The following is a 23,671-nucleotide window of genomic DNA, read 5'->3' as shown; positions in this document are numbered from 1 at the left end:
AAGCCCGGTCGCGAGACCGGGCTTTATTTTTACCAGCTGCCGATGTTTTCGGCGGAAGCCCAAGGCTCCTGCGGAGCCAGACGCTCACCCTTCTGGATCAGTTCAATTGAAATGCCATCTGGTGATTTGATAAATGCCATGTGACCGTCACGCGGCGGACGGTTGATGGTAACACCTGCGTCTTTCAGCTTCTGACAGGCTTCGTAGATATTATCGACTGCATAGGCGAGATGACCGAAATTACGGCCACCCGTATAGGTTTCAGGATCCCAGTTATAGGTTAGTTCCAGCTCTGGAGCGCGTTCTGCCGTGGCTTTTTCCTTGTCCGCTGGAGCTGCAAGGAAAATAAGTGTGAAGCGGCCTTTTTCATTTTCGGTCCGCCGAATTTCTTCGAGGCCGAACTTGTTCACATAAAAGTCCAGCGATTCATCAATATCGCGAACGCGAACCATGGTGTGCAGATAGCGCATTGTCTTCTCCTGTTTTGCAGATAGGCGGGTCACAAACTCAACGCTTTCCCGAAAGAATGGTTCAGTACGTTTCTCGTGCCCGCTTGAAAGAGCTGTTAACTTGGATAAGTGGCCAGCATAAAAACGCAAGTAACAAGTTGTCGAATGCCCGCGCTGCGTTATGTTTTCGGCAGGCCGTTTTTGTTTGAGAAATTTAGGAATTAACGATCAGCGCATAAAGCCTGTGGTCATCTTCAATTGAACAAAAGATAGGGCTTGCCGCCTACGGTTAAGGAAGTGTTATTCTTTGGGCAAGAATCACGTCAGAATCGCAACGGAACAAAAGAGGAGGGACGAGCGCATGGCAGACAAATCTGTGTCAAATGACCAGTTTCGCAGTCAGGCCTCCTCAGAAGAGATTGGCGAACTCGTTGAACTCTCGGGCCATATCAAATGGTTCGACGTTGCAAAAGGCTACGGCTTTATCGTTCCAGATCAGCCGGGCTTTACTGATGTTATGCTTCACGTCACAACATTGCGCCGCGATGGCTTTCAGACAGCGCTTGAAGGCGCCCGGATCGTCTGTGAAGTGCGCAATGGTGATCGTGGTATGCAATGCTTCCGCGTTCTTTCCATGGATACATCAACGGCCGTGCACCCTGCACAGATGCCACCACAGCGTACACATGTGACTGTGACGCCATCGAGCGGTCTGGAACGCGTGATCGTTAAGTGGTTCAACCGCACCAAAGGCTTTGGCTTCTTGACGCGCGGCGAGGGCACCGAAGATATTTTCATCCATATGGAAACGCTGCGTCGTTTCGGAATGATGGAATTGCGTCCCGGTCAGGTTGTCCTGATCCGCTTTGGCGACGGTGACAAAGGCCTGATGGCTGCCGAAATCCATCCGGATATTGGAACAGCGATTCCTTTCTCCCACTGATCTTACAGCATCTCATGATGTAACAAGGCTGTGAGTGGCTCTTGTGATGCCACCACCTCATTGATATTGTCCCCAGCTCAATTCCATCATTGTTCATTTCCTGACATTCGGGGATGAGCGCCAAGATGCAGGGCAAGAGCACTTCATGAGCCGCATTCTTTTCGCATTCGCTTTTCTGTTCTTTGCGGCTTCTGCACAGGCGCAGGAAACCAAACCCATGCTGCTGCCTTTGGATAAAGAGCCACTGACTTTCGTTACCTCCGGCGGTAAAGCATCTTTTGCATTGGAAATTGCTGACACTGATGAAGCGCGTATGCGTGGATTAATGTGGCGCACTGACTTCCCAAAAGATCGGGCAATGCTTTTTGTTTTTGGTCAGATGCGCGATGTGATGATGTGGATGCAGAACACACCGTCGCCGCTTGATATGGTGTTTCTCGACGATACCGGCCATGTATCCGCGATCCACGAAAACGCAGTTCCTTTTTCGGAAGATATTATTTCTTCGCAGGGACCGGCGGCCTATGTGGTTGAACTTCTGGCCGGGACTGTTAAACGAACCGGTATCAAGCGTGGTGACAGGGCAATCCATAAAGCGATCTGCGGCGACTGCCGTAACTAGCTCTCTCATAAAACCCGCATCTGAAATTCAAAAGGAATAAAAATTGAGCGCGCTCGACATCGAATATTTCGAACATGATGGTTTGCGTCTGGCTTATCGTCAGGATGGCGAGGGCGACCCGATCCTGCTTATTCATGGTTTTGCATCATCCAGTCTGGTTAACTGGGTTTCGCCGGGTTGGTTTCGCACGCTAACCGAAGCTGGTTATCGCGTGATCGCGATTGATAATCGTGGCCACGGCTTTTCTGCCAAGAGTCATGATGCCGCTGATTATACACCGAGCGCTATGGCGAGAGATGCGGCTGCGTTGCTTGATCATCTTGGCATCGAAAAAGCGCATGTCATGGGTTATTCAATGGGCGCGCGTATCACCGCGTTTTTAGCCGTTGAGCATCCTGAGCGTGTGCATAGCGCTGTTTTCGGTGGCCTCGGTATAGGCATGGTTACGGGTGCTGGTGATTGGGAACCAATTGGTGAGGCACTTCTTTCAGAAGATCCATCGACTATCACGCATCCGCGTGGATTGATGTTCCGCAAATTTGCTGATCAGACCAAGAGTGATCGCATTGCACTTGCGGCTTGCGTGATTACGTCCAAGGAACTGGTTTCGCCCGAGGCAATTGCGCGCATCATGCAGCCCGTTCTTGTCGCTGTCGGTACGACTGACGATATAGCGGGCAGTGCACAGGAACTGGCCGATATGCTGCCAAATGGACAGGCGCTTGACATACCTGATCGTGATCACATGTTGGCGGTAGGCGATAAGGTCTATAAGAAAGGCGTTCTGGCGTTTCTCGAAGAGAACCGTCTCTGAGTTTCGACCAAAGCATCAACGAGATTTACGCAGTGTCAACGCGCAGCATTTTGAGATATGTTAACGGCTGAACGCGCATTGCGGTGCAGGCACAGAGCAACGGGAGTGCTCAGTGTCTGCGATAAGCAAAATTGGAGTATGCATAATGTCCGTTCGTTCGAACGCAAAATTGTCCCCTTCGTTGGGACAGGTAGATCCGATTTGGCATTCCATCCGCGCTGAAGCGGAGGAAGCTGCCAAGAATGATCCCGTGCTTGGAACGTTCCTTTACGCGACGATACTCAACCAGACGACGTTGGAAGATGCGGTTATGCATCGCATCGCAGAACGTCTTGGACATGCTGACTTAAGCGCTGATATTTTGCGTCAGACATTTGATGCGATGTTCGAGGCAACTCCTGATTGGTCGCATATCGTACGGGTAGATATTCAGGCTTTTTATGATCGCGATCCGGCCTATAGCCGTTTCATGGATCCCATTCTTTATTTGAAGGGATTCCACGCCATCCAGACGCATCGTCTGGCGCATTGGCTTTATAAGGAAGGCCGAAAAGACTTTGCTTATTATCTGCAAAGCCGCTCATCATCAATTTTCCAGACCGACATTCATCCTGCCGCACAATTTGGCAGCGGCCTTTTCCTTGATCATGCGACCGGGCTTGTGGTTGGCGAAACAGCTGTCATCGAAGACAATGTGTCGATTCTACATGGCGTGACACTCGGTGGTACAGGTAAGGCCAGCGGTGATCGCCATCCAAAGATTCGCCACGGCGTTCTGATTGGTGCTGGCGCGAAGATTCTTGGCAATATCGAAGTTGGTCACTGCTCCAAGATTGCCGCCGGTTCTGTTGTACTCAAGCCAGTGCCGAACAATGCGACGGTTGCGGGTGTTCCTGCAAAGGTTGTCGGCGAGAGTGGATGTTCTGAGCCGTCTCGCGTGATGGACCAGATGCTCGGCGAAGCCGCATTTGGCGAACATATGTATGGCGAAGGCATATAGGCCTATTCGTTCCAGAATATCATAAAACTGACTGCTTCTGGCTTTTTAGCCAGAGCGGACTATATGTCTGAAAAGCTATTCCAACTAACGGTGCATGCGTTCATTCGCGCGTGCGTTAGTGCTTTACATCAAACAATGCCGGGTGCATTACACCGGCCTTAATTCAATATCAGGAGAAGCCGGTTGAAACCCGAAGAACTCAAGAAACTCGACGCTTATTTCAAGCGGACTTTTAACAATCCTGGCCTTCAGATTAAGGCGCGTCCACGTAAGGACGATTCCGCTGAAGTCTATCTGGATGATGAGTTCCTGGGTCTTGTCTATAAGGATGAAGACGAAGGCGAACTCTCCTATAATTTCTCGATGGCTATTCTCGACGTCGATCTCTGAGATTTTTTGCAATTAGATTAGACGCCCTTTCTGCCTTGCAGAGAGGGCGTTTTTTATTGAAATTCGCATTCCGTTCTTGGGATAAATAGCGCATTCTGCTGTGAAATATCGCAATGGAGGGAAGCTGATGCCAATCTACGTGTATAACGGCCATAAGCCAGATTTTGCAGACCGTGCCAGCAACTGGATTGCGCCGGACGCAACGCTGATTGGTAAAGTTCTCGTTGGTGAGAATGCTGGCTTCTGGTTTGGTTCCGTTCTGCGCGGCGACAATGAACCGATTACGGTTGGCGCGAATACCAATGTGCAGGAACATACCATTATGCACACCGATATTGGATTTCCTCTGAGCATTGGCGAAGGTTGTACAATTGGCCATCGTGCGATTCTGCACGGCTGCACTATTGGCAATAATACGCTGATCGGGATGGGGGCAATTATTCTGAACGGTGCGAAGATCGGTAATAATTGCCTTATCGGTGCGGGTGCACTTGTGACCGAAGGCAAAGAATTTCCAGATAACTCGCTGATTGTTGGTTCGCCAGCGCGCTTTATCCGGGAGCTTGACTTTGCGGCGGTCGAAAAACTGAAGCTATCTGCAAAGCATTATGTTGAAAAAGGCCAGTCCTTTATGCGTGGTCTGGAACCGGCATAAAAAGGAAGGGGAGTGACACCCTTCCATTTTTCACAGGGGTATTTCAGCAGGACTAGTTGCGAATGCTGCTGACGAAAGTATCGCTACCATCTTTAATGGACACCCATACGCCGGTGTTCGTTGTCGACTGGCGTTTGAGGTAGGTGTAATCGGTGTCATTCCAGAGCCGCACCCGCTGATCCATATTGTCGAGAATGAAATCGCCGCGGTCTGTGCGAATCGTCAGAACCGCATGGCCTTCACCATTGGGCTGGCGCACAACGGTCATGAGTAATGTGTTAGCCGGAATACCGAGTGCAATCAGTTCGCGGCGCTTGAGCAGCATATAGTCATCGCAATCACCGGCAGTCGTTGGATATTCCCAATATTCTTCGTGGCCCCAGACTTCCATGTCTGTGCGCGGAGCGATTCGTTCGTTGATGTTGGCGTTGATCGTGATGATTTCCTGCCAGACTTGCTGATTGAGCGTCAGTGGCGCGCTATTCTTACTTGATATGCTGCATTCAGCAGGATGACGCTCACAAAATTCATAGTGGCCAATCGGCTGCGACGTGCGTTCGCCGGTCGGCATCCAATGCGATTTGGACGCGGGGTTTGCAGCTTGTGCAAAGGCAGTTCCCAGCATCAGCATCAGGACTGCGATGATTGTCTGCTTTGTCATTCTTTTGTCTCCCTGTTGGAAACAAGAATGCGTGCAAGACTTTGAGAGTGGGAAAATTCAGAAGCGAAAATGCGAATCTAATTTGAATAAAACTGAACTGAACGCAGCAAGGTTTTGTTCAGAAATAGCGCATTTCAGCTAATATTAGCGTGATTTATGGCCTTTTGATGCCCAAAAGGGCCTGAAGTGCTATTTGCGAATCCGTAACCTTAGTGCGCGTTTACCTTTTGATTTGCGCCAGTTCAGGCTTTGCCGCCGGTGATCACGCGCAGCTGTGGCATATTACGGCTCGGCACAGGCGTTGCCCAGCGTTGCCGTCCGTTGGTCGCGGTCATCGTGATAGCAGAGGACTTATGCTCCTCTTGTTCAACAAGCAGATCAGGCGCCAGCGGTTCGATTCGGTTGAGATTGCCGAGCACGATTGGATCCGCACCGGCCCATGCGATATCATTCAGCACGGAGATGCTGCCAAGCAGGTTCAACCTGCCATCATCGCTGATTGAAAGCGGTGCCAGAAGCATTTCAAATGACAGACTGCGCCCCGAAAGACTAATGCCGTCATTGTGGCTTAAGGCTGGAACCAGAAATTCATTGATGTTTCGCGTCAACTCATGAAGGGCAGGGCGATTCCGCTCTGGCCAGAGACCAAGAAAATGCGTCGTTTTAAGTTCACGCCCGAACAAGGTACAGATTCGTGTGCCTGCGAGACGAAAGATCAGCTGCCCTGTTTCATCTTCTTCCAGAAAGAACAGATCAGACAAATGCCGTCCGAGTTTGCGTGGCTGAATAGATTCGCGTGAGGGCGCTTGAAGGCTACCGCTCTGGCTGAGTGCCAGTCGCTGCCATTCGCTGAAAATTGCGATCGTGCTGCGGTTTTTCATCTTGCGCTGCTTATTGCTCGTCTGGGTTTGCGGGCTTTGCCCATCGCTCAGCGCATTAAAATAGTATTAACGACAGGGATGCCAGCTTAACCCTTTCTTCATCCACGAGGGATGTCTGTTAAGGTTAACAGGAAGTAATGGTTGCAAAGAATCTATGATAACGCTTTGATAGGGCATCAGAAGAAGTCATTGTCTTGGTTGGCTTTTTCCTGATCTCCAGATTCCGTCTCGCGATGCTTCAACATTTGCGACAAGGCCGTACGGTTCAATCCGGCGGCCTTTATTTTTAACGAATTGTCACTTATCTAGAATCATTATTCGGAAGATTTTTAGCTGGAAAGCGGCGGTTCATGAGCATACCTCAGCCTGATATGCGGGAAAATTCGCACTCCTCTCGTGGAGGAGAGCCGATATTCAACATACCAGGCGTCGTGCTGGCATTGATGGCCATTTGCGCCGGCGTTTATATCTATCAGAACTATATTATCAGCGAGCAGCAGAACTATGCCTTCATGCTGAACTTCGCACTCATTCCTGCGCGGTTCTCTCTCGCTGGTGGTTTCACTGATCCGGCAGCCCTGTTCACGCTCATCAGCTATTCTTTTATGCATGGCGGATTGGCGCATATCGCAGTGAACATGATCTGGTTTGCGGCTTTCGGTTCTCCGCTTGCAGGCCGCATCGGCACCGGACGGATGATTATCTTCTGGATTCTTACTTCTGTGGTCGCCGGACTTACGCATTATGCGATCTATCCTGAGAGCGTGACGCCACTTGTCGGTGCTTCTGGTGCTATTTCGGGCATGATGGGTGCTGCTGCACGTTACGGCTTTCGCCGAGTAGGTCATGGACGCAAATCTGAATTTGCAGGGCCCGTTTTGCCGATTGGTCTCACATTGACGTTGAAGCCCGTGCTGACCTTTGTTGGCGTCTGGTTCCTGATCAATATTGTCACAGGCCTTTATTCGACAGGCGGCGCGGATATCTCGGGGATCGCATGGGAAGCGCATATTGGCGGATTCGTTGCGGGTTTTTTCGGTATTGCTTTGCTGGATAAGCCACGCAGTTACGACGCTGTTATCCGTCGCAGAAGTTAATTCTCCCTATTTCGCACGCTTGCAAAGCGGCGCATCAAAGCGCACCATTATAGGAACACAGCTGGAGGAGCTGAGTTAGAATCATGCAGTACTGCTGCTGATTGGATTGCTGAACCTTGGGAGGGACTTTGGCATGACTGTTAGATCGATTCTTGAAACAAAGGGCAGGGAAGTTGTTGTCATCAGGCCAGATGATACGCTTGCACATGCCATTGCCATTCTTGCCCAATATAAAATCGGCGCAATTGTTGCCTGCGACGCGGAAGGCCATATCAAGGGCATTCTTTCCGAACGCGATGTGGTTCGTGCAATGGCGACGATGGATGCGGAAATATGGAAGCGGCCGGTTTCGGATTTCATGACGGCACAAGTGCAGGTATGCCGTGAGCATCACACGATTAATCAAGTGATGGAAATTATGACGAATAACCGGTTCCGCCATATGCCCGTTGAAGAAAACGGCAAACTTGCGGGAATCATTTCAATCGGTGACGTCGTCAAACGGCGTATAGAGGATGTTGAGCAAGAAGCTGAAGATATTCGCAGCTATATCGCAACCGCTTAATTCATAATCTGGAGCGTGAAAAACGCTCCAGATATTATATTTTTTCGATTCGTCAGGCAGAGCGACGGGTGCGCAGGTAGCGCTCCGCTGCATAAAGCGAAATTGCAGCGGCGTTCGAGACGTTGAGCGATTTGATTTCGCCCGGCATGTCGAGACGCGCCAGTGCCGTGACTGTTTCGCGGGTTTTCTGGCGAAGGCCTTTGCCTTCTGCGCCCAGAACAAGGGCAACCCGATGACTGTTCAGCGTCGCTTCCATTTCATTTGGTCCTTCAGAATCAAGACCAATCGTCATGAAGCCAAGGGAATGAAGCTCTTCGATTGCATCTGCAAGATTACGCACTTCGATATGCGGAATTATTTCTAGTGCACCGGATGCCGCTTTTGCCAAAACACCGCTTTCTTGCGGGCTGTGGCGGCTTGTTGTGATGATTGCGCCCGCGCCAAAGGCGACAGCGGAACGGATGATTGCGCCAACATTATGTGGATCGGTAACCTGATCAAGCACAAGAAGAAGTGGGCTGTCTTTCAGTTCAGAGAGCTTTTTATGACGAAGCGGTTCTGCTTCAATCATAACGCCCTGATGCACGGCATCTGAACCTGTTTCCTTGTCGATCTCTTTTGGTTCGACGATTTCAACAGGGAAGGGCTGATTTTCAGCTTCGCCAATTTCGAGGCGGGCGAAGCCGTTGCGTGTGGCGCGCATACGCAAAATCTTGCGCGCGGGATTCTCTACTGCTGCGCGTACGGTATGCAGGCCGTAAAGACGGACTGTTCCCTCGCTTATACGACCGGCAGGGATCGGTGCGCGTTGCGGTCTGTGCGGCGCTTTGCCCTCAGATGCGGCTTTCTGGTCGCGATGTTCGCGACGCAGGCGTGCATAGTGAGAATCTTTTGGAGTGTGGGAAGAGTTTTTATCGTTCATGAGGCGCTTATATCCTGTCCACAACAGGGAAGATAGCATGTGCGATTTTATTTAAGACAAGAAATAATTGTTTGCTAAGGGCGTGAAATCCCCGTTTCGTGCGGTTCTCGGGCGTCTTCTATCGATCAATATGTGCAAGCTGTGGAAAGTTCTGCATTCTTTTCACTTTTACCCTGTTGACAGGAGCGACGCATATCGGCATAAGCCCCCTCGCAGAACGACGGTACGGCCCAAACGGGCAGCCAGACATTCTGTACAAAATGCCTAGTTACTCGACTCTGCTGATAGTGATATTAGGAGGAATGCCCGAGCGGTTAAAGGGGACGGACTGTAAATCCGTTGGCTAAGCCTACGTTGGTTCAAATCCAACTTCCTCCACCACTGTCGGATCAGGGTTTAGAGTATGCGGGTATAGCTCAATGGTAGAGCAGCAGCCTTCCAAGCTGAATACACGGGTTCGATTCCCGTTACCCGCTCCAGTTTTTGTGAGCGGATAGGCGTAAGGTATCATCGACGGGCGGTTCGCCGTTCCGTTTTGGCATAAATGTCGGCGCGAATGTCTATAGAGGCTTTTGCGCGGGCGCTCGAGCGGTTCTAGAACAAAGAGAACAACGGCGATGGCAAAAAGCAAATTTGAACGTAATAAACCACACGTAAACATCGGCACCATTGGTCACGTTGACCATGGCAAGACCTCGCTGACTGCAGCGATCACCAAGTTCTTTGGTGAATTCAAGGCATACGACCAGATCGATGCTGCACCAGAAGAACGCGCTCGTGGTATCACCATTTCGACAGCACACGTTGAATATGAAACCCCTGCACGTCACTACGCACACGTCGACTGCCCAGGCCACGCTGACTATGTTAAGAACATGATCACCGGTGCTGCTCAGATGGACGGCGCGATCCTCGTTGTTTCGGCAGCAGACGGCCCAATGCCACAGACCCGTGAACACATCCTGCTCGCTCGTCAGGTTGGCGTTCCTGCGATCGTTGTGTTCCTGAACAAGTGCGATCAGGTTGACGATGCTGAACTTCTTGAACTTGTAGAACTCGAAGTTCGTGAACTTCTCTCGAAGTACGACTTCCCAGGCGACGAAGTGCCAATCATCAAGGGGTCGGCTCTTGCAGCTCTCGAAGATTCCTCGAAGGAACTCGGCGAAGACGCAATTCGCAACCTGATGGACGCTGTTGACACCTACATCCCAACGCCAGAACGTCCTGTTGATCAGCCGTTCCTGATGCCAATCGAAGACGTGTTCTCGATTTCGGGTCGTGGTACTGTTGTTACCGGTCGCGTTGAGCGCGGTATCATCAAGGTTGGCGAAGAAGTTGAAATCGTCGGCATCAAGGCAACTGGCAAGACGACTGTTACCGGCGTTGAAATGTTCCGCAAGTTGCTCGATCAGGGCCAGGCTGGTGACAACATCGGCGCACTGGTTCGCGGCGTTGGTCGTGAAGACGTTGAGCGTGGTCAGGTTCTCTGCAAGCCAGGTTCGGTTAAGCCACACACCAAGTTCAAGGCAGAAGCATACATTCTGACCAAGGACGAAGGTGGCCGTCATACACCATTCTTCACCAACTACCGTCCACAGTTCTACTTCCGTACAACGGACGTTACCGGTGTTGTTACCCTGCCAGAAGGCGTGGAAATGGTTATGCCAGGCGACAACGTAACCGTTGACGTAACGCTGATCGTACCGATTGCGATGGAAGACAAGCTTCGCTTCGCTATCCGTGAAGGTGGCCGTACCGTTGGTGCAGGCATCGTCGCTTCGATCATCGAGTAAAGAATTTGATTGGCGGTTATGCCGCCGGTCTGGCATCTTGAATGCCAAATAGGGGTATAGCTCAGTTGGTAGAGCGACGGTCTCCAAAACCGTAGGTCGCGGGTTCGAACCCTGCTGCCCCTGCCATTTAACGGGTACTCATGGGTTGACTGTGAGTGCTCGTTTTTTGTATTTTAATGCTGCGTTTTCGCTGACTGATCTGATGGGCGCTTTTGCTTAGAGCTGCTAAGTCAGATATCGATAACTTTCCTCCGACTTGATGATCGGGCAGGGGAGGTCGCTGTGGTGCGATTGAATGGTGCTGCAAGCGATGTTCGTATGGATCGGATTTCCGATAAGCCTGTATGGTATTCTTTTAACTATTGGGCTTGTTTTTTTTGGGAATCGATTCTATGTAACGTCAACAGACACGCGGTGCGTGGGGCTGAATCTTCAGCTTTGCGTACCGTATACGCGTGGGTTCCTGTTTTTGATTCGTGTTTCAGCTTCAAAAATGGCGGTTCACCAAGCAAGTAGAGTGACAGATGGCATCTAAGACGAATCCGATCACCTTTTTTCAGCAGGTTCGCGCCGAAACGGCGAAAGTGACCTGGCCGACACGGCGTGAAACGATCATCTCCACAATCATGGTTGTGGTTATGGCTTTTTTGGCTGCTACTTTCTTTTTTCTTGCCGATCAGCTTATGGCCTATGGCGTAGAACTTATTCTTGGCCTTGGCCGCTAAGCAGGATTGGGGAGTTTTGAGATGACAGCGCGCTGGTACATCGTTCACGCCTATTCCAACTTCGAAAAGAAGGTGGCTGAGGATATCGAGCTGAAAGCTGCCCAGAAGGGTCTCTCCGGTCTCATTGAGCAGATCGTTGTGCCGACCGAAAAGGTTGTTGAAGTTCGTCGCGGCCGTAAGGTTGATGCTGAGCGCAAATTCTTTCCGGGCTATGTTCTGGTGCGGGCGACACTGACCGATGCTGTGTTTTCGCTGATTAAGAATACGCCACGTGTTACTGGTTTTCTTGGTGATTCAAAGCCGGTCCCTGTTTCGCAGAAAGAGGTCGATCTGATCTTGAATCAGGTTCAGGATGGTGCTGAGCGTCCTAAGACGTCGGTTACCTTCGAGATCGGTGAAAATGTTCGCGTTTCCGATGGTCCGTTTGCGTCGTTTAATGGTATCGTTCAGGAAGTTGACGAAGAGCGAGCGCGCCTCAAGGTTGAAGTTTCCATCTTCGGGCGTGCGACGCCTGTGGATCTTGAATATAGTCAGGTCGATAAGGTCTGATTGTTACCCGCAAGGGTTTTCGTCGTAAGTGACGAAAAATGGTGGGAGGATAGGCGGCTTAGCCGGTTGCCGATTTCGCACCACCGAGCTGCCAGTCAGTTTTAACTGACGTCAGTCGAGAGCCGGGTTTCCGGCATTAATCGAGAACGCTGGATTCCCAGCATTTATATGAAGGCAGAATGCAATGGCTAAGAAAATTGCAGGCCAGTTGAAGCTGCAGGTTGCAGCGGCTTCGGCCACCCCATCGCCTCCGATTGGTCCAGCTTTGGGTCAGCGCGGCATCAATATCATGGAATTCTGTAAGGCATTCAATGCTGCCACGCAGGAAATGGAAAAGGGTTCGCCTGTTCCAGTCGTGATTACATATTACCAGGACAAGTCTTTCACTTTTGTGATGAAGACGCCTCCTGTGACCTACTTCCTTAAGAAGGCTGCGAACCTCAAGTCCGGTTCGAAGGCGCCTGGTAAGGAAAAGGCTGGCACGATTGCGCGCGAAAAGGTTCGCGAAATCGCTTTGGCTAAGATGAAAGATCTGAACGCATCTGATGTTGAAGCAGCTATGCGTATGGTCGAAGGTTCTGCCCGTTCAATGGGCCTGGAAGTGGTGGGCTAAGACGATGGCAAAGATTTCCAAGCGTGTAGCTAAAATCCGCGAAGGCATTGACGTCAACAAGCTTTACGACCTGTCCGATGCAATCGGTCTGGTTAAGGAACGCGCTGTTGCAAAGTTCGATGAAACCATCGAAATCGCTATGAATCTTGGCGTTGACCCACGTCATGCGGACCAGATGGTTCGTGGCGTTGTCAACCTTCCAAACGGCACTGGCCGTACCGTTCGCGTTGCAGTTTTTGCACGTGGCGACAAGGCTGAAGAAGCTAAGAAGGCTGGCGCTGATATCGTTGGTGCAGAAGACCTGTTTGAAATCGTTAATGGCGGCAAGATCGAATTCGATCGTTGCATTGCGACACCAGACATGATGCCACTCGTTGGTCGTCTTGGTAAGGTTCTCGGCCCACGCGGCATGATGCCAAACCCTAAGGTCGGTACTGTGACTGTTGACGTTGCAGCTGCTGTTACCGCTTCTAAGGGCGGCGCAGTTGAGTTCCGCGTCGAAAAGGCTGGTATCATCCACGCTGGCATTGGCAAAGTTTCCTTCGACAATCAGAAGCTCGAAGAAAACATCAAAGCTTTTGCTGATGCGGTCATCAAGGCGAAGCCTTCGGCTGCGAAGGGCGAATACGTTAAGCGCGTATCCATCTCTTCGAGCATGGGCGTTGGCGTTAAGGTCGACCCGGCTACCGTTAAGGTCGTCGCTTAATTTTTGGGCTCCGGTTTGCCGGAGCCTGTACCTCTCCTGAGGGGAGGTTGGTCGCGCTACCGGACTGTGCAAGCAGTCGAATGTGCACAAATTCCGGATCGCAAGATCCGGATAGCCGGACGAAAGTCCGGTTATCCTGTCCGAGATTGCAGGCGGATAATTACTTTCGGTGATTGTCCTTAAACATATGGCCTGCATGAGACGTGGAATAACCCTGTTTCGCACGAAAGTGCATGCGAGGTTTGAACCGTAGTTGCCTTTGAGTGTAGTCCGCTTTGCGGGTGAAGCTGAAGGGGACAGGATCCTCGAACGTCAGATGCGCCGTAAGGCAAATCTGGCAAAGGCAACCCGACAGGGCCAAACTGGTCCTGTCTACTGGAGAGACACAGTGGATAGAGCGGAAAAACGCGAATTTGTCGCGTGGCTGAACGGCGCTTTCAAAGAGTCCGGTTCGGTCGTCGTGGCCCACTATACCGGTCTCACTGTTGCGCAGATGAGCGATCTTCGTTCCAAGATGCGTGACGCTGGTGGCACCGTTAAAGTCGCGAAAAACCGCCTTGCCAAAATCGCTCTTCAGGGCACGGAATCGGAAGGCATTTCAGACCTATTCGTAGGTCAGACGGTCGTTGCATATGCAGACGATCCGATTGCTGCACCGAAAGTAGCCGTCGAGTTCGCTAAGACTAACGACAAGCTCGTTATTCTTGGTGGTTCAATGGGCGCAACAACACTTAACGCCGATGGCGTAAAGTCGCTTGCTTCGCTCCCATCGCTCGACGAACTGCGCGCAAAGCTGGTTGGAATGATCCAAACCCCAGCTCAGCGTCTTGCAGTACTTACCAGCGCTCCAGCGGGCCAGATCGCTCGCGTTATTGGTGCGCACGCCCGGAAGAACGAGGCGGCTTAAGGCCGTTTCTCATTTCAAACAGTTCAAACCTTAAACTAAGGAAATACCAAAATGGCTGATCTCGCAAAGATCGTTGAAGACCTTTCGGCTCTGACAGTTCTCGAAGCTGCTGAGCTTTCGAAGCTTCTCGAAGAAAAGTGGGGCGTTTCTGCTGCTGCTCCTGTAGCTGTTGCTGCTGCTGCTGGTGCACCAGCTGCTGCTGCTGAAGAAAAGACCGAGTTTGACGTTGTCCTCGCAGACGGCGGCGCAAACAAGATCAACGTGATCAAGGAAGTTCGCGCGATCACTGGTCTCGGCCTCAAGGAAGCTAAGGACCTCGTTGAAGCAGCTCCTAAGGCTGTCAAGGAAGGCGCTTCCAAGGACGAAGCTGAAAAGATCAAGGCACAGCTCGAAGCAGCTGGCGCTAAGGTTGAACTTAAGTAAGTTCTTTATTCTGGCGGACGGAAACGTCCGCCAGTTTAATCCTTATTAAACTCTGGGCTTGCATCTGGAGTAAATGCATGAAAAGAAACGAAAAGCGCGGAAATAGGTTCTCTTTATGCAAATCATAGTCAGAGCGATTTTGGTTACGACGTTCTGATCTTTTTGAACCCTTTTTCTGATGGCCTCGGCTGAGGCTTTCAGGAAACGGGTTTAGCCCGTTAGGGCGCCACGTGTCGGAAACGACACGTAAAGGTCGCCCTGATACCAGAGATTACGCATGATCCTTTCTTCAAATCCAAAAGATTTGAAGGGGCATGCGTTAGAAGGACCGCCGAAAGGCGGCGCACGATAAAGGCCGCAAGGCGTGAGCAAGCCGCAAGGCTATAGAACGAGGAGCGACGATGGCTCAGACCCATTCTTTCAATGGTCGCAAGCGCGTACGCAAATTTTTCGGTAAGATTCCCGAGGTCGCGGAAATGCCTAACCTCATTGAGGTTCAGAAGGCATCCTACGACCAGTTTCTCATGGTTGAGGAACCAGCTGGTGGGCGTTCTGACGAGGGTTTGCAGGCCGTTTTCAAGTCTGTTTTCCCTATTCAGGATTTCTCCGGCTCTTCAATGCTCGAATTCGTTCGCTACGAATTCGATGCACCAAAATTCGACGTTGACGAATGCCGTCAGCGCGATTTGACGTATTCGGCACCGCTCAAGGTGACGCTGCGTCTGATCGTGTTCGATATTGATGAAGATACCGGCGCGAAGTCCATCAAGGACATCAAGGAGCAGGACGTTTACATGGGCGATATGCCGCTCATGACAGACAACGGCACCTTCATCGTCAATGGTACGGAACGTGTTATCGTTTCGCAGATGCACCGTTCGCCGGGTGTGTTCTTCGATCACGACAAGGGTAAGACGCATTCCTCGGGCAAGCTTTTGTTTGCTGCTCGCGTTATTCCTTATCGCGGTTCATGGCTTGATATCGAGTTCGATGCCAAGGACGTGGTCTATGCGCGTATCGATCGTCGTCGTAAGCTTCCAGCTACGACGCTGCTGATGGCGCTTGGCATGGACGGCGAAGAAATTCTGTCGACGTTCTATAACACTGTCACCTATTCGCGTGACGGTGATAATTGGCGCATTCCTTATTCGGTTGAACGCTTCAAGGGCATGAAGATCATTTCTGATCTTATCGATGCTGACACAGGTGAAGTTGTTCTCGAAGCAGGTAAGAAGCTGACCGCTCGCTCTGCGAAGCAGCTTGCTGAAAAGGGCCTGAAGTTCATCAAGGCAACTGAAGACGATCTCTTTGGCGCGTATCTTGCTGAAGATACTGTCAATTACGCAACGGGTGAGATTTATCTCGAAGCCGGTGACGAAATTGACGAGAAGGTTCTTAAGACGCTTCTCGACACAGGCGTAGAGGAGATTAATGTACTCGATATTGATCATGTCAATATTGGTGCATATATCCGTAACACACTAGCAGTCGACAAGAATGAAAGCCGTCAGGAAGCTCTTTTCGATATTTATCGTGTGATGCGTCCAGGTGAGCCGCCAACAATGGACTCGGCTGAGGCTATGTTCAACTCGCTGTTCTTCGATTCTGAACGCTACGACCTCTCCGCTGTTGGTCGCGTGAAGATGAACATGCGTCTTGATCTCGATGCAGAAGACACCGTGCGCGTATTGCGCAAGGAAGACATTCTTGCAGTCGTCAAGATGCTGGTTGAACTGCGTGATGGTCGCGGCGAAATCGACGATATCGATAACCTCGGTAACCGTCGTGTGCGTTCGGTCGGCGAGCTGATGGAAAATCAGTATCGCGTCGGTCTTCTGCGTATGGAACGTGCGATCAAGGAACGTATGTCCTCGATCGAAATCGACACGGTCATGCCGCAGGATCTGATCAACGCGAAGCCTGCTGCTGCGGCTGTACGTGAATTCTTCGGTTCTTCGCAGCTGTCGCAGTTCATGGATCAGACCAACCCGCTTTCGGAAATCACCCATAAGCGCCGTCTTTCGGCTCTTGGACCTGGTGGTTTGACCCGTGAGCGCGCTGGCTTCGAAGTCCGCGACGTGCATCCAACGCATTATGGCCGTATCTGCCCGATTGAAACGCCGGAAGGCCCGAATATCGGTCTGATCAACTCGCTCGCAACCTTTGCCCGCGTCAACAAGTATGGCTTCATCGAAAGCCCATACCGTAAAGTTGTCGATGGCAAGGTAACGCTCGACGTTGTCTATCTTTCGGCTATGGAAGAAGCAAAGCACTCGGTTGCTCAGGCAAACGTAGAGCTGGATGCAAATGGCAGCTTCGTTGACGAATTCGTCATCTGCCGGCATGCAGGCGAAGTGATGATGACCCCGCGTGAAAACGTGGATCTGATGGACGTTTCGCCAAAGCAGCTCGTTTCGGTTGCAGCAGCGCTTATTCCATTCCTTGAAAACGACGATGCGAACCGCGCTCTCATGGGCTCGAACATGCAGCGTCAGGCTGTTCCACTCGTCCGTGCAGAAGCACCGTTCGTTGGAACAGGTATGGAAGCAGTTGTTGCGCGTGACTCCGGTGCCGCTATTGCCGCTCGTCGCGGTGGTATCGTCGATCAGGTTGACGCAACGCGTATCGTTATCCGCGCGACTGAAGACCTCGATCCGTCGAAGTCTGGCGTTGATATCTATCGTCTGCAGAAGTTCCAGCGTTCGAATCAGTCGACCTGTATCAACCAGCGTCCGCTCGTACGCGTTGGTGATCCAATCGGTAAGGGCGACATCATTGCTGATGGTCCGTCAACTGATCTTGGTGATCTGGCTCTTGGCCGTAACGTGCTCGTCGCGTTCATGCCTTGGAACGGCTACAACTACGAAGATTCGATCCTTCTTTCCGAAAAGATCGTTTCGGAAGACGTCTTCACTTCGATCCATATCGAAGAATTTGAAGTCGCGGCTCGCGATACGAAGCTTGGACCTGAGGAAATCACTCGTGATATTCCGAATGTTTCGGAAGAAGCGCTGAAGAACCTCGACGAAGCTGGTATTGTCTACATCGGTGCGGAAGTGCATCCTGGCGACATTCTTGTCGGCAAGATCACACCGAAGGGCGAAAGCCCAATGACGCCGGAAGAAAAGCTTCTGCGCGCCATCTTCGGTGAAAAGGCTTCTGACGTCCGTGACACCTCGATGCGTATGCCTCCGGGAACATACGGTACCATTGTTGAAGTTCGTGTATTCAACCGCCACGGCGTTGAAAAAGACGAACGTGCAATGGCGATTGAGCGCGAAGAGATCGAACGTCTTGCGAAGGATCGCGACGACGAGCAGGCTATTCTCGACCGTAACGTTTACGGCCGTCTCGTTGATATGATCGACGGTAAGGTTGCTGCTGCAGGCCCTAAGGGGTTCAAGAAGGGCACAACTATTACCCGTGATCTGATCACTGAGTATCCGCGTTCGCAGTGGTGGCAGTTCGCTGTCGAAGACGAAAAGCATCAGGGCGAACTTGAAGCTCTGCGTGGCCAGTACGACGAATCCAAGAAGCTGCTCGAAGCTCGCTTCATGGATAAGGTTGAAAAGGTACAGCGCGGCGACGAGATGCCTCCAGGCGTCATGAAGATGGTTAAGGTCTTTGTTGCTGTTAAGCGCAAGATCCAGCCAGGCGACAAGATGGCTGGCCGTCACGGCAACAAGGGTGTGGTTTCCCGCATTCTGCCTGTCGAAGACATGCCGTTCCTCGAAGACGGTACGCATGCTGATATCGTGTTGAACCCGCTTGGTGTTCCAAGCCGTATGAATGTGGGCCAGATTCTGGAAACACATCTTGGCTGGGCATGCGCAGGCATGGGTAAGAAGATCGGTGAGCTGATCGACGTTTATCGCAAGACGGCAAATATTCAGCCGCTGCGCGATACTCTGGAGCACATCTATCCGGACAACGACCGCAATGAACCTGTCCGTTCGTATGACGACGATTCCGTCCTCATGCTGGCAAATCAGGTGAAGCGCGGCGTATCGATCGCAACGCCGGTATTCGACGGTGCGGTTGAAGCTGACATCAATGCGATGTTGACAGATGCAGGTCTTGCGACCTCGGGTCAGTCGACACTGTATGATGGACGTACGGGTGAGCCGTTCGACCGTCAGGTGACAATGGGCTACATTTACATGCTCAAGCTTCACCATCTGGTTGACGACAAGATCCACGCTCGTTCTATCGGACCTTACTCGCTCGTCACCCAGCAGCCGCTTGGTGGTAAGGCGCAGTTCGGTGGTCAGCGCTTCGGTGAAATGGAGGTCTGGGCTCTGGAAGCATATGGTGCGGCTTACACGCTGCAGGAAATGCTTACAGTCAAGTCCGACGACGTTGCAGGCCGTACCAAGGTCTACGAAGCCATCGTTCGTGGCGACGATACGTTTGAAGCCGGTATTCCGGAAAGCTTCAACGTTCTCGTTAAGGAAATGCGTTCGCTCGGTCTCAATGTTGAGTTGGACGATACACGTGACGAGCAGCCGGCACTTCCGGACGCGGCGGAATAAAAAGTATCAAGGCGCGCCATGGTTCTGCCGTGGCGCGCCCGTAAGGTGTTTCCAGCAAAAGCGTAAAGCGATTTGTGTGAACGAAATGCCAAACGGAATGCGCAGTTAATACTGCGAAATACCGCGATTTCTTTTCAAGACGGCAGGGACTTTCAGCCTGTTGTCTACGACACACAGGGCGGCGGATCGCCCTCAAGGAGAACGGCATGAACCAAGAGGTCATGAATCTTTTCAATCCTCAGGCTCCGGCACAGACGTTCGATTCCATTAGAATCTCGATTGCCAGCCCTGAGAAGATTCTGTCCTGGTCATACGGCGAGATCAAGAAGCCAGAGACCATCAACTATCGTACGTTCAAGCCTGAACGCGATGGTCTTTTCTGCGCGCGTATCTTTGGCCCGATCAAGGATTATGAATGCTTGTGCGGCAAGTACAAGCGTATGAAATACAAAGGCATCATCTGCGAAAAGTGCGGCGTTGAAGTTACGCTGTCACGCGTTCGTCGTGAACGCATGGGCCATATCGAGCTCGCAGCACCTGTTGCCCATATCTGGTTCTTGAAGTCGCTGCCATCGCGCATCGGTACGCTTCTCGATATGACGCTCAAGGATATTGAGCGCGTTCTGTATTTCGAAAACTACATCGTTACCGAACCAGGTCTGACTTCACTGAAGGAGCATCAGCTTCTTTCGGAAGAAGAATACATGATTGCCGTCGATGAATTCGGCGAAGATCAGTTCACAGCCCTGATTGGTGCAGAAGCTATCTTTGAACTTCTGGCTTCGATGGATCTTCCAAACATCGCTGCAGACCTGCGCGTTGATCTTGCAGAAACCACCTCGGAACTGAAGACCAAGAAGCTGATGAAGCGTCTCAAGATCGTTGAGAACTTCATGGAATCTGGCAACCGTCCTGAGTGGATGATCATGAAGATCGTTCCGGTTATCCCACCGGATCTGCGTCCTCTGGTTCCACTTGATGGCGGTCGTTTTGCTACGTCCGATCTTAACGACCTTTACCGTCGTGTGATCAATCGTAACAACCGTCTGAAGCGTTTGATTGAACTACGCGCTCCTGGCATCATTATCCGTAACGAAAAGCGTATGTTGCAGGAAGCTGTTGACGCGCTGTTCGATAACGGCCGTCGTGGCCGCGTCATCACCGGTGCTAACAAGCGCCCGCTGAAGTCGCTCTCCGATATGCTGAAGGGTAAGCAAGGTCGTTTCCGTCAGAACCTTCTCGGTAAGCGCGTCGACTATTCGGGTCGTTCGGTTATCGTGACTGGTCCTGAACTGAAGCTTCACCAGTGCGGCCTGCCAAAGAAGATGGCGCTCGAACTGTTCAAGCCATTCATCTACGCTCGTCTTGATGCGAAGGGTTATTCCTCGACCGTTAAGCAGGCGAAGAAGCTGGTTGAAAAGGAACGTCCAGAAGTTTGGGATATCCTTGACGAAGTGATCCGTGAGCATCCGGTTCTTCTGAACCGCGCGCCTACGCTGCACCGTCTTGGTATTCAGGCATTCGAACCTACGCTGATCGAAGGCAAGGCCATCCAGCTGCATCCGCTCGTTTGTACAGCGTTTAACGCTGACTTTGACGGCGATCAGATGGCTGTTCACGTTCCGCTGTCGCTTGAAGCTCAGCTTGAAGCACGCGTGCTGATGATGTCCACCAACAACATCCTGCACCCAGCAAACGGTGCGCCGATCATCGTACCGTCGCAGGACATGGTTCTTGGCCTCTATTATCTGTCGATTGTGGCAGACAAGGAGCCGGGCGAGGGCATGATTTTTGCCGATATGGGCGAACTTCAGCATGCGCTTGAAAACAAGGTTGTCACGCTTCACACGAAGATCAAGGGCCGCTTCAAGACGGTTGACGCGGAAGGAAAGCCTGTTTCCAAGGTTTACGACACCACGCCTGGTCGCTTGATTATGGGTGAGCTTCTGCCGAAGAATGCAAACGTATCTTTTGATATCTGCAATCAGGAAATGACGAAGAAGAACATCTCGAAGATGATCGACCACGTCTATCGCCATTGCGGCCAGAAAGAGACGGTTATTTTCTGCGATCGCATCATGCAGCTCGGCTTTGCCCATGCATGTCGCGCGGGTATTTCGTTTGGTAAGGATGACATGGTTATTCCTGACTCGAAGGCCAAGATCGTTGCAGAAACCGAAGCGCTGACCACAGAATATGAACAGCAGTACAATGACGGTCTGATCACTCAGGGCGAAAAGTACAACAAGGTTGTTGATGCCTGGGGTAAGGCGACGGACAAGATCACGGAAGAAATGATGGCCCGTATTAAGGCTGTTGAGTTTGATCCGGTGACTGGCCGTCAGAAGCAGATGAACTCGGTTTACATGATGTCGCATTCGGGTGCCCGTGGATCGGTCAACCAGATGCGTCAGCTTGGCGGTATGCGTGGTCTTATGGCCAAGCCGTCGGGTGAAATTATCGAAACACCGATCATCTCGAACTTTAAAGAAGGTCTGACCGTTAACGAGTACTTCAACTCGACACACGGTGCCCGTAAGGGTCTTGCTGATACTGCTTTGAAGACCGCTAACTCGGGTTACCTGACACGCCGTCTCGTTGACGTTGCACAGGACGCGATCATTTCGGAAGTCGATTGCGGCGCCGAAATCGGTCTCACCATGCAGCCAATCGTCGATGCTGGTCAGATCGTTGCACCAATTGGTCAGCGCGTTCTGGGTCGTACGGCTCTTGATCCGATCATCAATCCAGCCACCGGCGATGTTATCGTTGAAGCTGGCCGTATGATCGATGAAAAGGACGTCGAAGTTATCGAGAAGGTTGGCATTCAGTCGATCCGCATTCGTTCGGCTCTGACATGTCAAACCCGTAACGGCGTTTGCGCCAAGTGCTATGGTCGTGACCTTGCACGCGGTACGCCGGTTAACCAGGGTGAAGCTGTTGGCGTTATCGCTGCGCAGTCGATCGGTGAGCCCGGCACTCAGCTGACCATGCGTACCTTCCACTTGGGTGGTACTGCTCAGGTTGTTGATAGCTCGTATCTCGAAGCATCGTATGAAGGCACCGTTAAGTTGCGTAACCGCAATGTGGTTCGCAACACCGATGGCAACCTCGTTGTCATGGGCCGTAATATGGCGGTTCTGATTGTTGATGCAACGGGCAAGGAACGTGCCGTTCACCGTGTAACTTACGGTTCGCGTCTGTTCGTTGACGAAGGCGATACAGTCAAGCGCGGTCAGCGTATTGCTGAATGGGATCCATACACCCGTCCAATCCTCACCGAAGTGGAAGGCTACGTCGAGTTCGAAGATCTCGTCGATGGTCTCTCGGTTTCGGAAACAGCGGACGAGTCGACCGGTATCACCAAGCGTGTGATCATCGACTGGCGTTCGACACCACGCGGTGCCGATCTCAAGCCTGCTATGGTCATCAAGGATAAGAGCGGTAAGATCCAGAAGCTGTCGAAGGGTGGCGAAGCTCGCTTCCTGCTGTCGGTTGAAACGATCCTTTCGTTCGAGCCGGGTGCTCATGTTAATGCTGGTGACGTTATTGCGCGTCTGCCGATGGAAAGCGCGAAGACCAAGGATATTACCGGTGGTCTGCCACGCGTTGCGGAACTGTTTGAAGCTCGTCGTCCAAAGGACCACGCCGTCATCGCCGAGATCGATGGTACCGTCCGCTTTGGTCGCGATTACAAGAACAAGCGTCGCATCATCATCGAGCCAAACGACGACACGATCGAGCCTGTTGAGTATCTGATCCCTAAGGGTAAGCCGTTCCATCTTCAGGATGGTGACGTTATCGAAAAGGGTGAATACATCCTCGACGGTAATCCAGCTCCGCACGACATTCTGGCGATCAAGGGCGTTGAAGCACTTGCTTCTTACCTCGTGAACGAAATCCAGGAAGTCTATCGTCTTCAGGGCGTTTTGATCAACGACAAGCACATCGAAGTCATTGTTCGTCAGATGCTCCAGAAGATCGAGATCACGGAGTCGGGTGACACGGGTTATCTCGTTGGTGACCATGTCGACCGTATCGAACTCGATGAAGTCAACGATCGTCTGATCGAAGAAGGTAAGAAGCCAGGTTCGGGTAATCCGGTTCTGCTTGGTATTACCAAGGCTTCGTTGCAGACACCGTCGTTCATTTCGGCAGCGTCGTTCCAGGAAACCACGCGCGTTCTCACCGAAGCCGCAGTTGCCGGCAAGATGGATACGCTACAGGGTCTCAAGGAAAACGTCATCGTCGGTCGTCTTATCCCGGCTGGTACGGGTGGCATGACCAACCAGATCCGTCGCATTGCAACAGCGCGCGACGATCTGATCATCGACGAGCGCCGCAAGTCGACTGGCTCGTCGGATGCAAATGCGATGCTGGCAGATATGACCAACAGCGCAGCCGAATAAGGCAAGTTGTTAGAG

At 51.7% G+C, this 23,671-nt stretch carries 21 protein-coding genes and 3 tRNA genes; 20 read left to right on the top strand and 4 right to left on the bottom strand.

Going from position 1 to position 23,671, the window contains the following annotated elements; all coding sequences use genetic code 11:
- Positions 1-29: 29 nt before the first annotated feature.
- The gene (gene gloA, locus U2P60_RS16220; protein WP_413573349.1) at positions 30-470 is read right to left on the bottom strand and encodes a lactoylglutathione lyase; all 441 of its coding nucleotides are present in this window, start codon (positions 468-470) and stop codon (positions 30-32) included.
- Between the two features lie 340 nt (positions 471-810).
- On the opposite strand from gloA, the gene U2P60_RS16215 reads away from it, so the two are divergent.
- The 6 genes from U2P60_RS16215 to U2P60_RS16190 all read left to right on the top strand — a co-directional run bounded on the left by U2P60_RS16215 (position 811) and on the right by U2P60_RS16190 (position 4,873).
- Positions 811-1,392, top strand: a complete 582-nt coding sequence (locus U2P60_RS16215) for a cold-shock protein (RefSeq protein ID WP_313826645.1) — start codon at positions 811-813, stop codon at positions 1,390-1,392.
- 145 nt (positions 1,393-1,537) lie between these two features.
- Positions 1,538-2,014 (top strand): DUF192 domain-containing protein, encoded by a 477-nt coding sequence (locus U2P60_RS16210; RefSeq protein WP_413573348.1) that lies wholly within the window; start codon positions 1,538-1,540, stop codon positions 2,012-2,014.
- 43 nt (positions 2,015-2,057) lie between these two features.
- A complete protein-coding gene (locus tag U2P60_RS16205; protein WP_413573347.1) occupies positions 2,058-2,828 on the top strand; it encodes an alpha/beta fold hydrolase in 771 nt (256 codons plus the stop codon).
- A 145-nt stretch (positions 2,829-2,973) separates the two neighbouring features.
- The gene (gene cysE / locus U2P60_RS16200) at positions 2,974-3,828 is read left to right on the top strand and encodes a serine O-acetyltransferase (protein WP_413573346.1); all 855 of its coding nucleotides are present in this window, start codon (positions 2,974-2,976) and stop codon (positions 3,826-3,828) included.
- 183 nt (positions 3,829-4,011) lie between these two features.
- Entirely contained in the window at positions 4,012-4,218 is a 207-nt protein-coding gene (locus U2P60_RS16195; protein WP_095446832.1) for a DUF3126 family protein, read from the top strand.
- Positions 4,219-4,345: 127 nt separating this feature from the next.
- Positions 4,346-4,873, top strand: coding sequence for a gamma carbonic anhydrase family protein (locus U2P60_RS16190; protein WP_413573345.1), 528 nt, complete (start codon positions 4,346-4,348; stop codon positions 4,871-4,873).
- Positions 4,874-4,925: 52 nt separating this feature from the next.
- Here U2P60_RS16190 and U2P60_RS16185 read toward each other — a convergent pair whose 3' ends face one another.
- Both U2P60_RS16185 and U2P60_RS16180 read right to left on the bottom strand, forming a co-directional pair.
- Positions 4,926-5,534 carry a transglutaminase-like cysteine peptidase gene (locus U2P60_RS16185; protein WP_413573344.1) on the bottom strand — a complete coding sequence of 203 codons (609 nt, stop codon included), beginning with the start codon at positions 5,532-5,534 and terminating at the stop codon, positions 4,926-4,928.
- Between the two features lie 242 nt (positions 5,535-5,776).
- Positions 5,777-6,415, bottom strand: a complete 639-nt coding sequence (locus tag U2P60_RS16180; RefSeq protein WP_413573343.1) for a PAS domain-containing protein — start codon at positions 6,413-6,415, stop codon at positions 5,777-5,779.
- A 350-nt stretch (positions 6,416-6,765) separates the two neighbouring features.
- Here U2P60_RS16180 and U2P60_RS16175 point away from each other — a divergent pair, with 350 nt between their 5' ends.
- On the top strand, positions 6,766-7,512 hold the full coding sequence (locus U2P60_RS16175) for a rhomboid family intramembrane serine protease (RefSeq protein ID WP_413573342.1): 747 nt from the start codon (positions 6,766-6,768) through the stop codon (positions 7,510-7,512).
- 133 nt (positions 7,513-7,645) lie between these two features.
- Positions 7,646-8,077 (top strand): CBS domain-containing protein, encoded by a 432-nt coding sequence (locus U2P60_RS16170; RefSeq protein WP_313826638.1) that lies wholly within the window; start codon positions 7,646-7,648, stop codon positions 8,075-8,077.
- Between the two features lie 52 nt (positions 8,078-8,129).
- Here the strand turns inward: U2P60_RS16170 and rlmB are convergent, their stop codons facing one another.
- Positions 8,130-8,999, bottom strand: coding sequence for a 23S rRNA (guanosine(2251)-2'-O)-methyltransferase RlmB (rlmB, locus tag U2P60_RS16165; protein ID WP_413573341.1), 870 nt, complete (start codon positions 8,997-8,999; stop codon positions 8,130-8,132).
- 296 nt (positions 9,000-9,295) lie between these two features.
- Between rlmB and U2P60_RS16160 the strand changes: the two genes are divergently transcribed.
- From U2P60_RS16160 to rpoC, 12 genes are all read left to right on the top strand, one after another.
- Positions 9,296-9,380 (top strand) — tRNA-Tyr (locus U2P60_RS16160).
- A 24-nt stretch (positions 9,381-9,404) separates the two neighbouring features.
- Positions 9,405-9,478 (top strand) — tRNA-Gly (locus U2P60_RS16155).
- A 138-nt stretch (positions 9,479-9,616) separates the two neighbouring features.
- Positions 9,617-10,792, top strand: a complete 1,176-nt coding sequence (gene tuf, locus U2P60_RS16150) for an elongation factor Tu (RefSeq protein WP_310009957.1) — start codon at positions 9,617-9,619, stop codon at positions 10,790-10,792.
- Positions 10,793-10,842: 50 nt separating this feature from the next.
- Positions 10,843-10,918: transfer RNA gene (locus U2P60_RS16145), tRNA-Trp, on the top strand.
- Positions 10,919-11,316: 398 nt separating this feature from the next.
- Positions 11,317-11,517 carry a preprotein translocase subunit SecE gene (gene secE, locus U2P60_RS16140; RefSeq protein WP_250044717.1) on the top strand — a complete coding sequence of 67 codons (201 nt, stop codon included), beginning with the start codon at positions 11,317-11,319 and terminating at the stop codon, positions 11,515-11,517.
- Positions 11,518-11,538: 21 nt separating this feature from the next.
- Positions 11,539-12,066, top strand: coding sequence for a transcription termination/antitermination protein NusG (gene nusG / locus U2P60_RS16135; RefSeq protein ID WP_313826636.1), 528 nt, complete (start codon positions 11,539-11,541; stop codon positions 12,064-12,066).
- 184 nt (positions 12,067-12,250) lie between these two features.
- Entirely contained in the window at positions 12,251-12,679 is a 429-nt protein-coding gene (rplK, locus tag U2P60_RS16130) for a 50S ribosomal protein L11 (RefSeq protein WP_313826635.1), read from the top strand.
- 4 nt (positions 12,680-12,683) lie between these two features.
- The gene (rplA, locus tag U2P60_RS16125; protein WP_413573340.1) at positions 12,684-13,385 is read left to right on the top strand and encodes a 50S ribosomal protein L1; all 702 of its coding nucleotides are present in this window, start codon (positions 12,684-12,686) and stop codon (positions 13,383-13,385) included.
- Positions 13,386-13,773: 388 nt separating this feature from the next.
- On the top strand, positions 13,774-14,292 hold the full coding sequence (gene rplJ / locus U2P60_RS16120) for a 50S ribosomal protein L10 (protein WP_250044736.1): 519 nt from the start codon (positions 13,774-13,776) through the stop codon (positions 14,290-14,292).
- A gap of 51 nt (positions 14,293-14,343) precedes the next feature.
- Positions 14,344-14,715, top strand: a complete 372-nt coding sequence (gene rplL, locus U2P60_RS16115) for a 50S ribosomal protein L7/L12 (RefSeq protein ID WP_250044721.1) — start codon at positions 14,344-14,346, stop codon at positions 14,713-14,715.
- Between the two features lie 401 nt (positions 14,716-15,116).
- Positions 15,117-19,247 carry a DNA-directed RNA polymerase subunit beta gene (gene rpoB / locus U2P60_RS16110; protein WP_313826633.1) on the top strand — a complete coding sequence of 1,377 codons (4,131 nt, stop codon included), beginning with the start codon at positions 15,117-15,119 and terminating at the stop codon, positions 19,245-19,247.
- A gap of 206 nt (positions 19,248-19,453) precedes the next feature.
- Positions 19,454-23,656, top strand: a complete 4,203-nt coding sequence (rpoC, locus tag U2P60_RS16105) for a DNA-directed RNA polymerase subunit beta' (RefSeq protein WP_313826632.1) — start codon at positions 19,454-19,456, stop codon at positions 23,654-23,656.
- Positions 23,657-23,671: the final 15 nt, after the last annotated feature.

The sequence above is a fragment of the Brucella sp. H1_1004 genome (genome assembly GCF_047308065.1).
Taxonomy (GTDB): Bacteria; Pseudomonadota; Alphaproteobacteria; order Rhizobiales; family Rhizobiaceae; genus Brucella; species Brucella pseudogrignonensis_B.
This window is presented reverse-complemented; position numbering and strand designations above follow the sequence as displayed.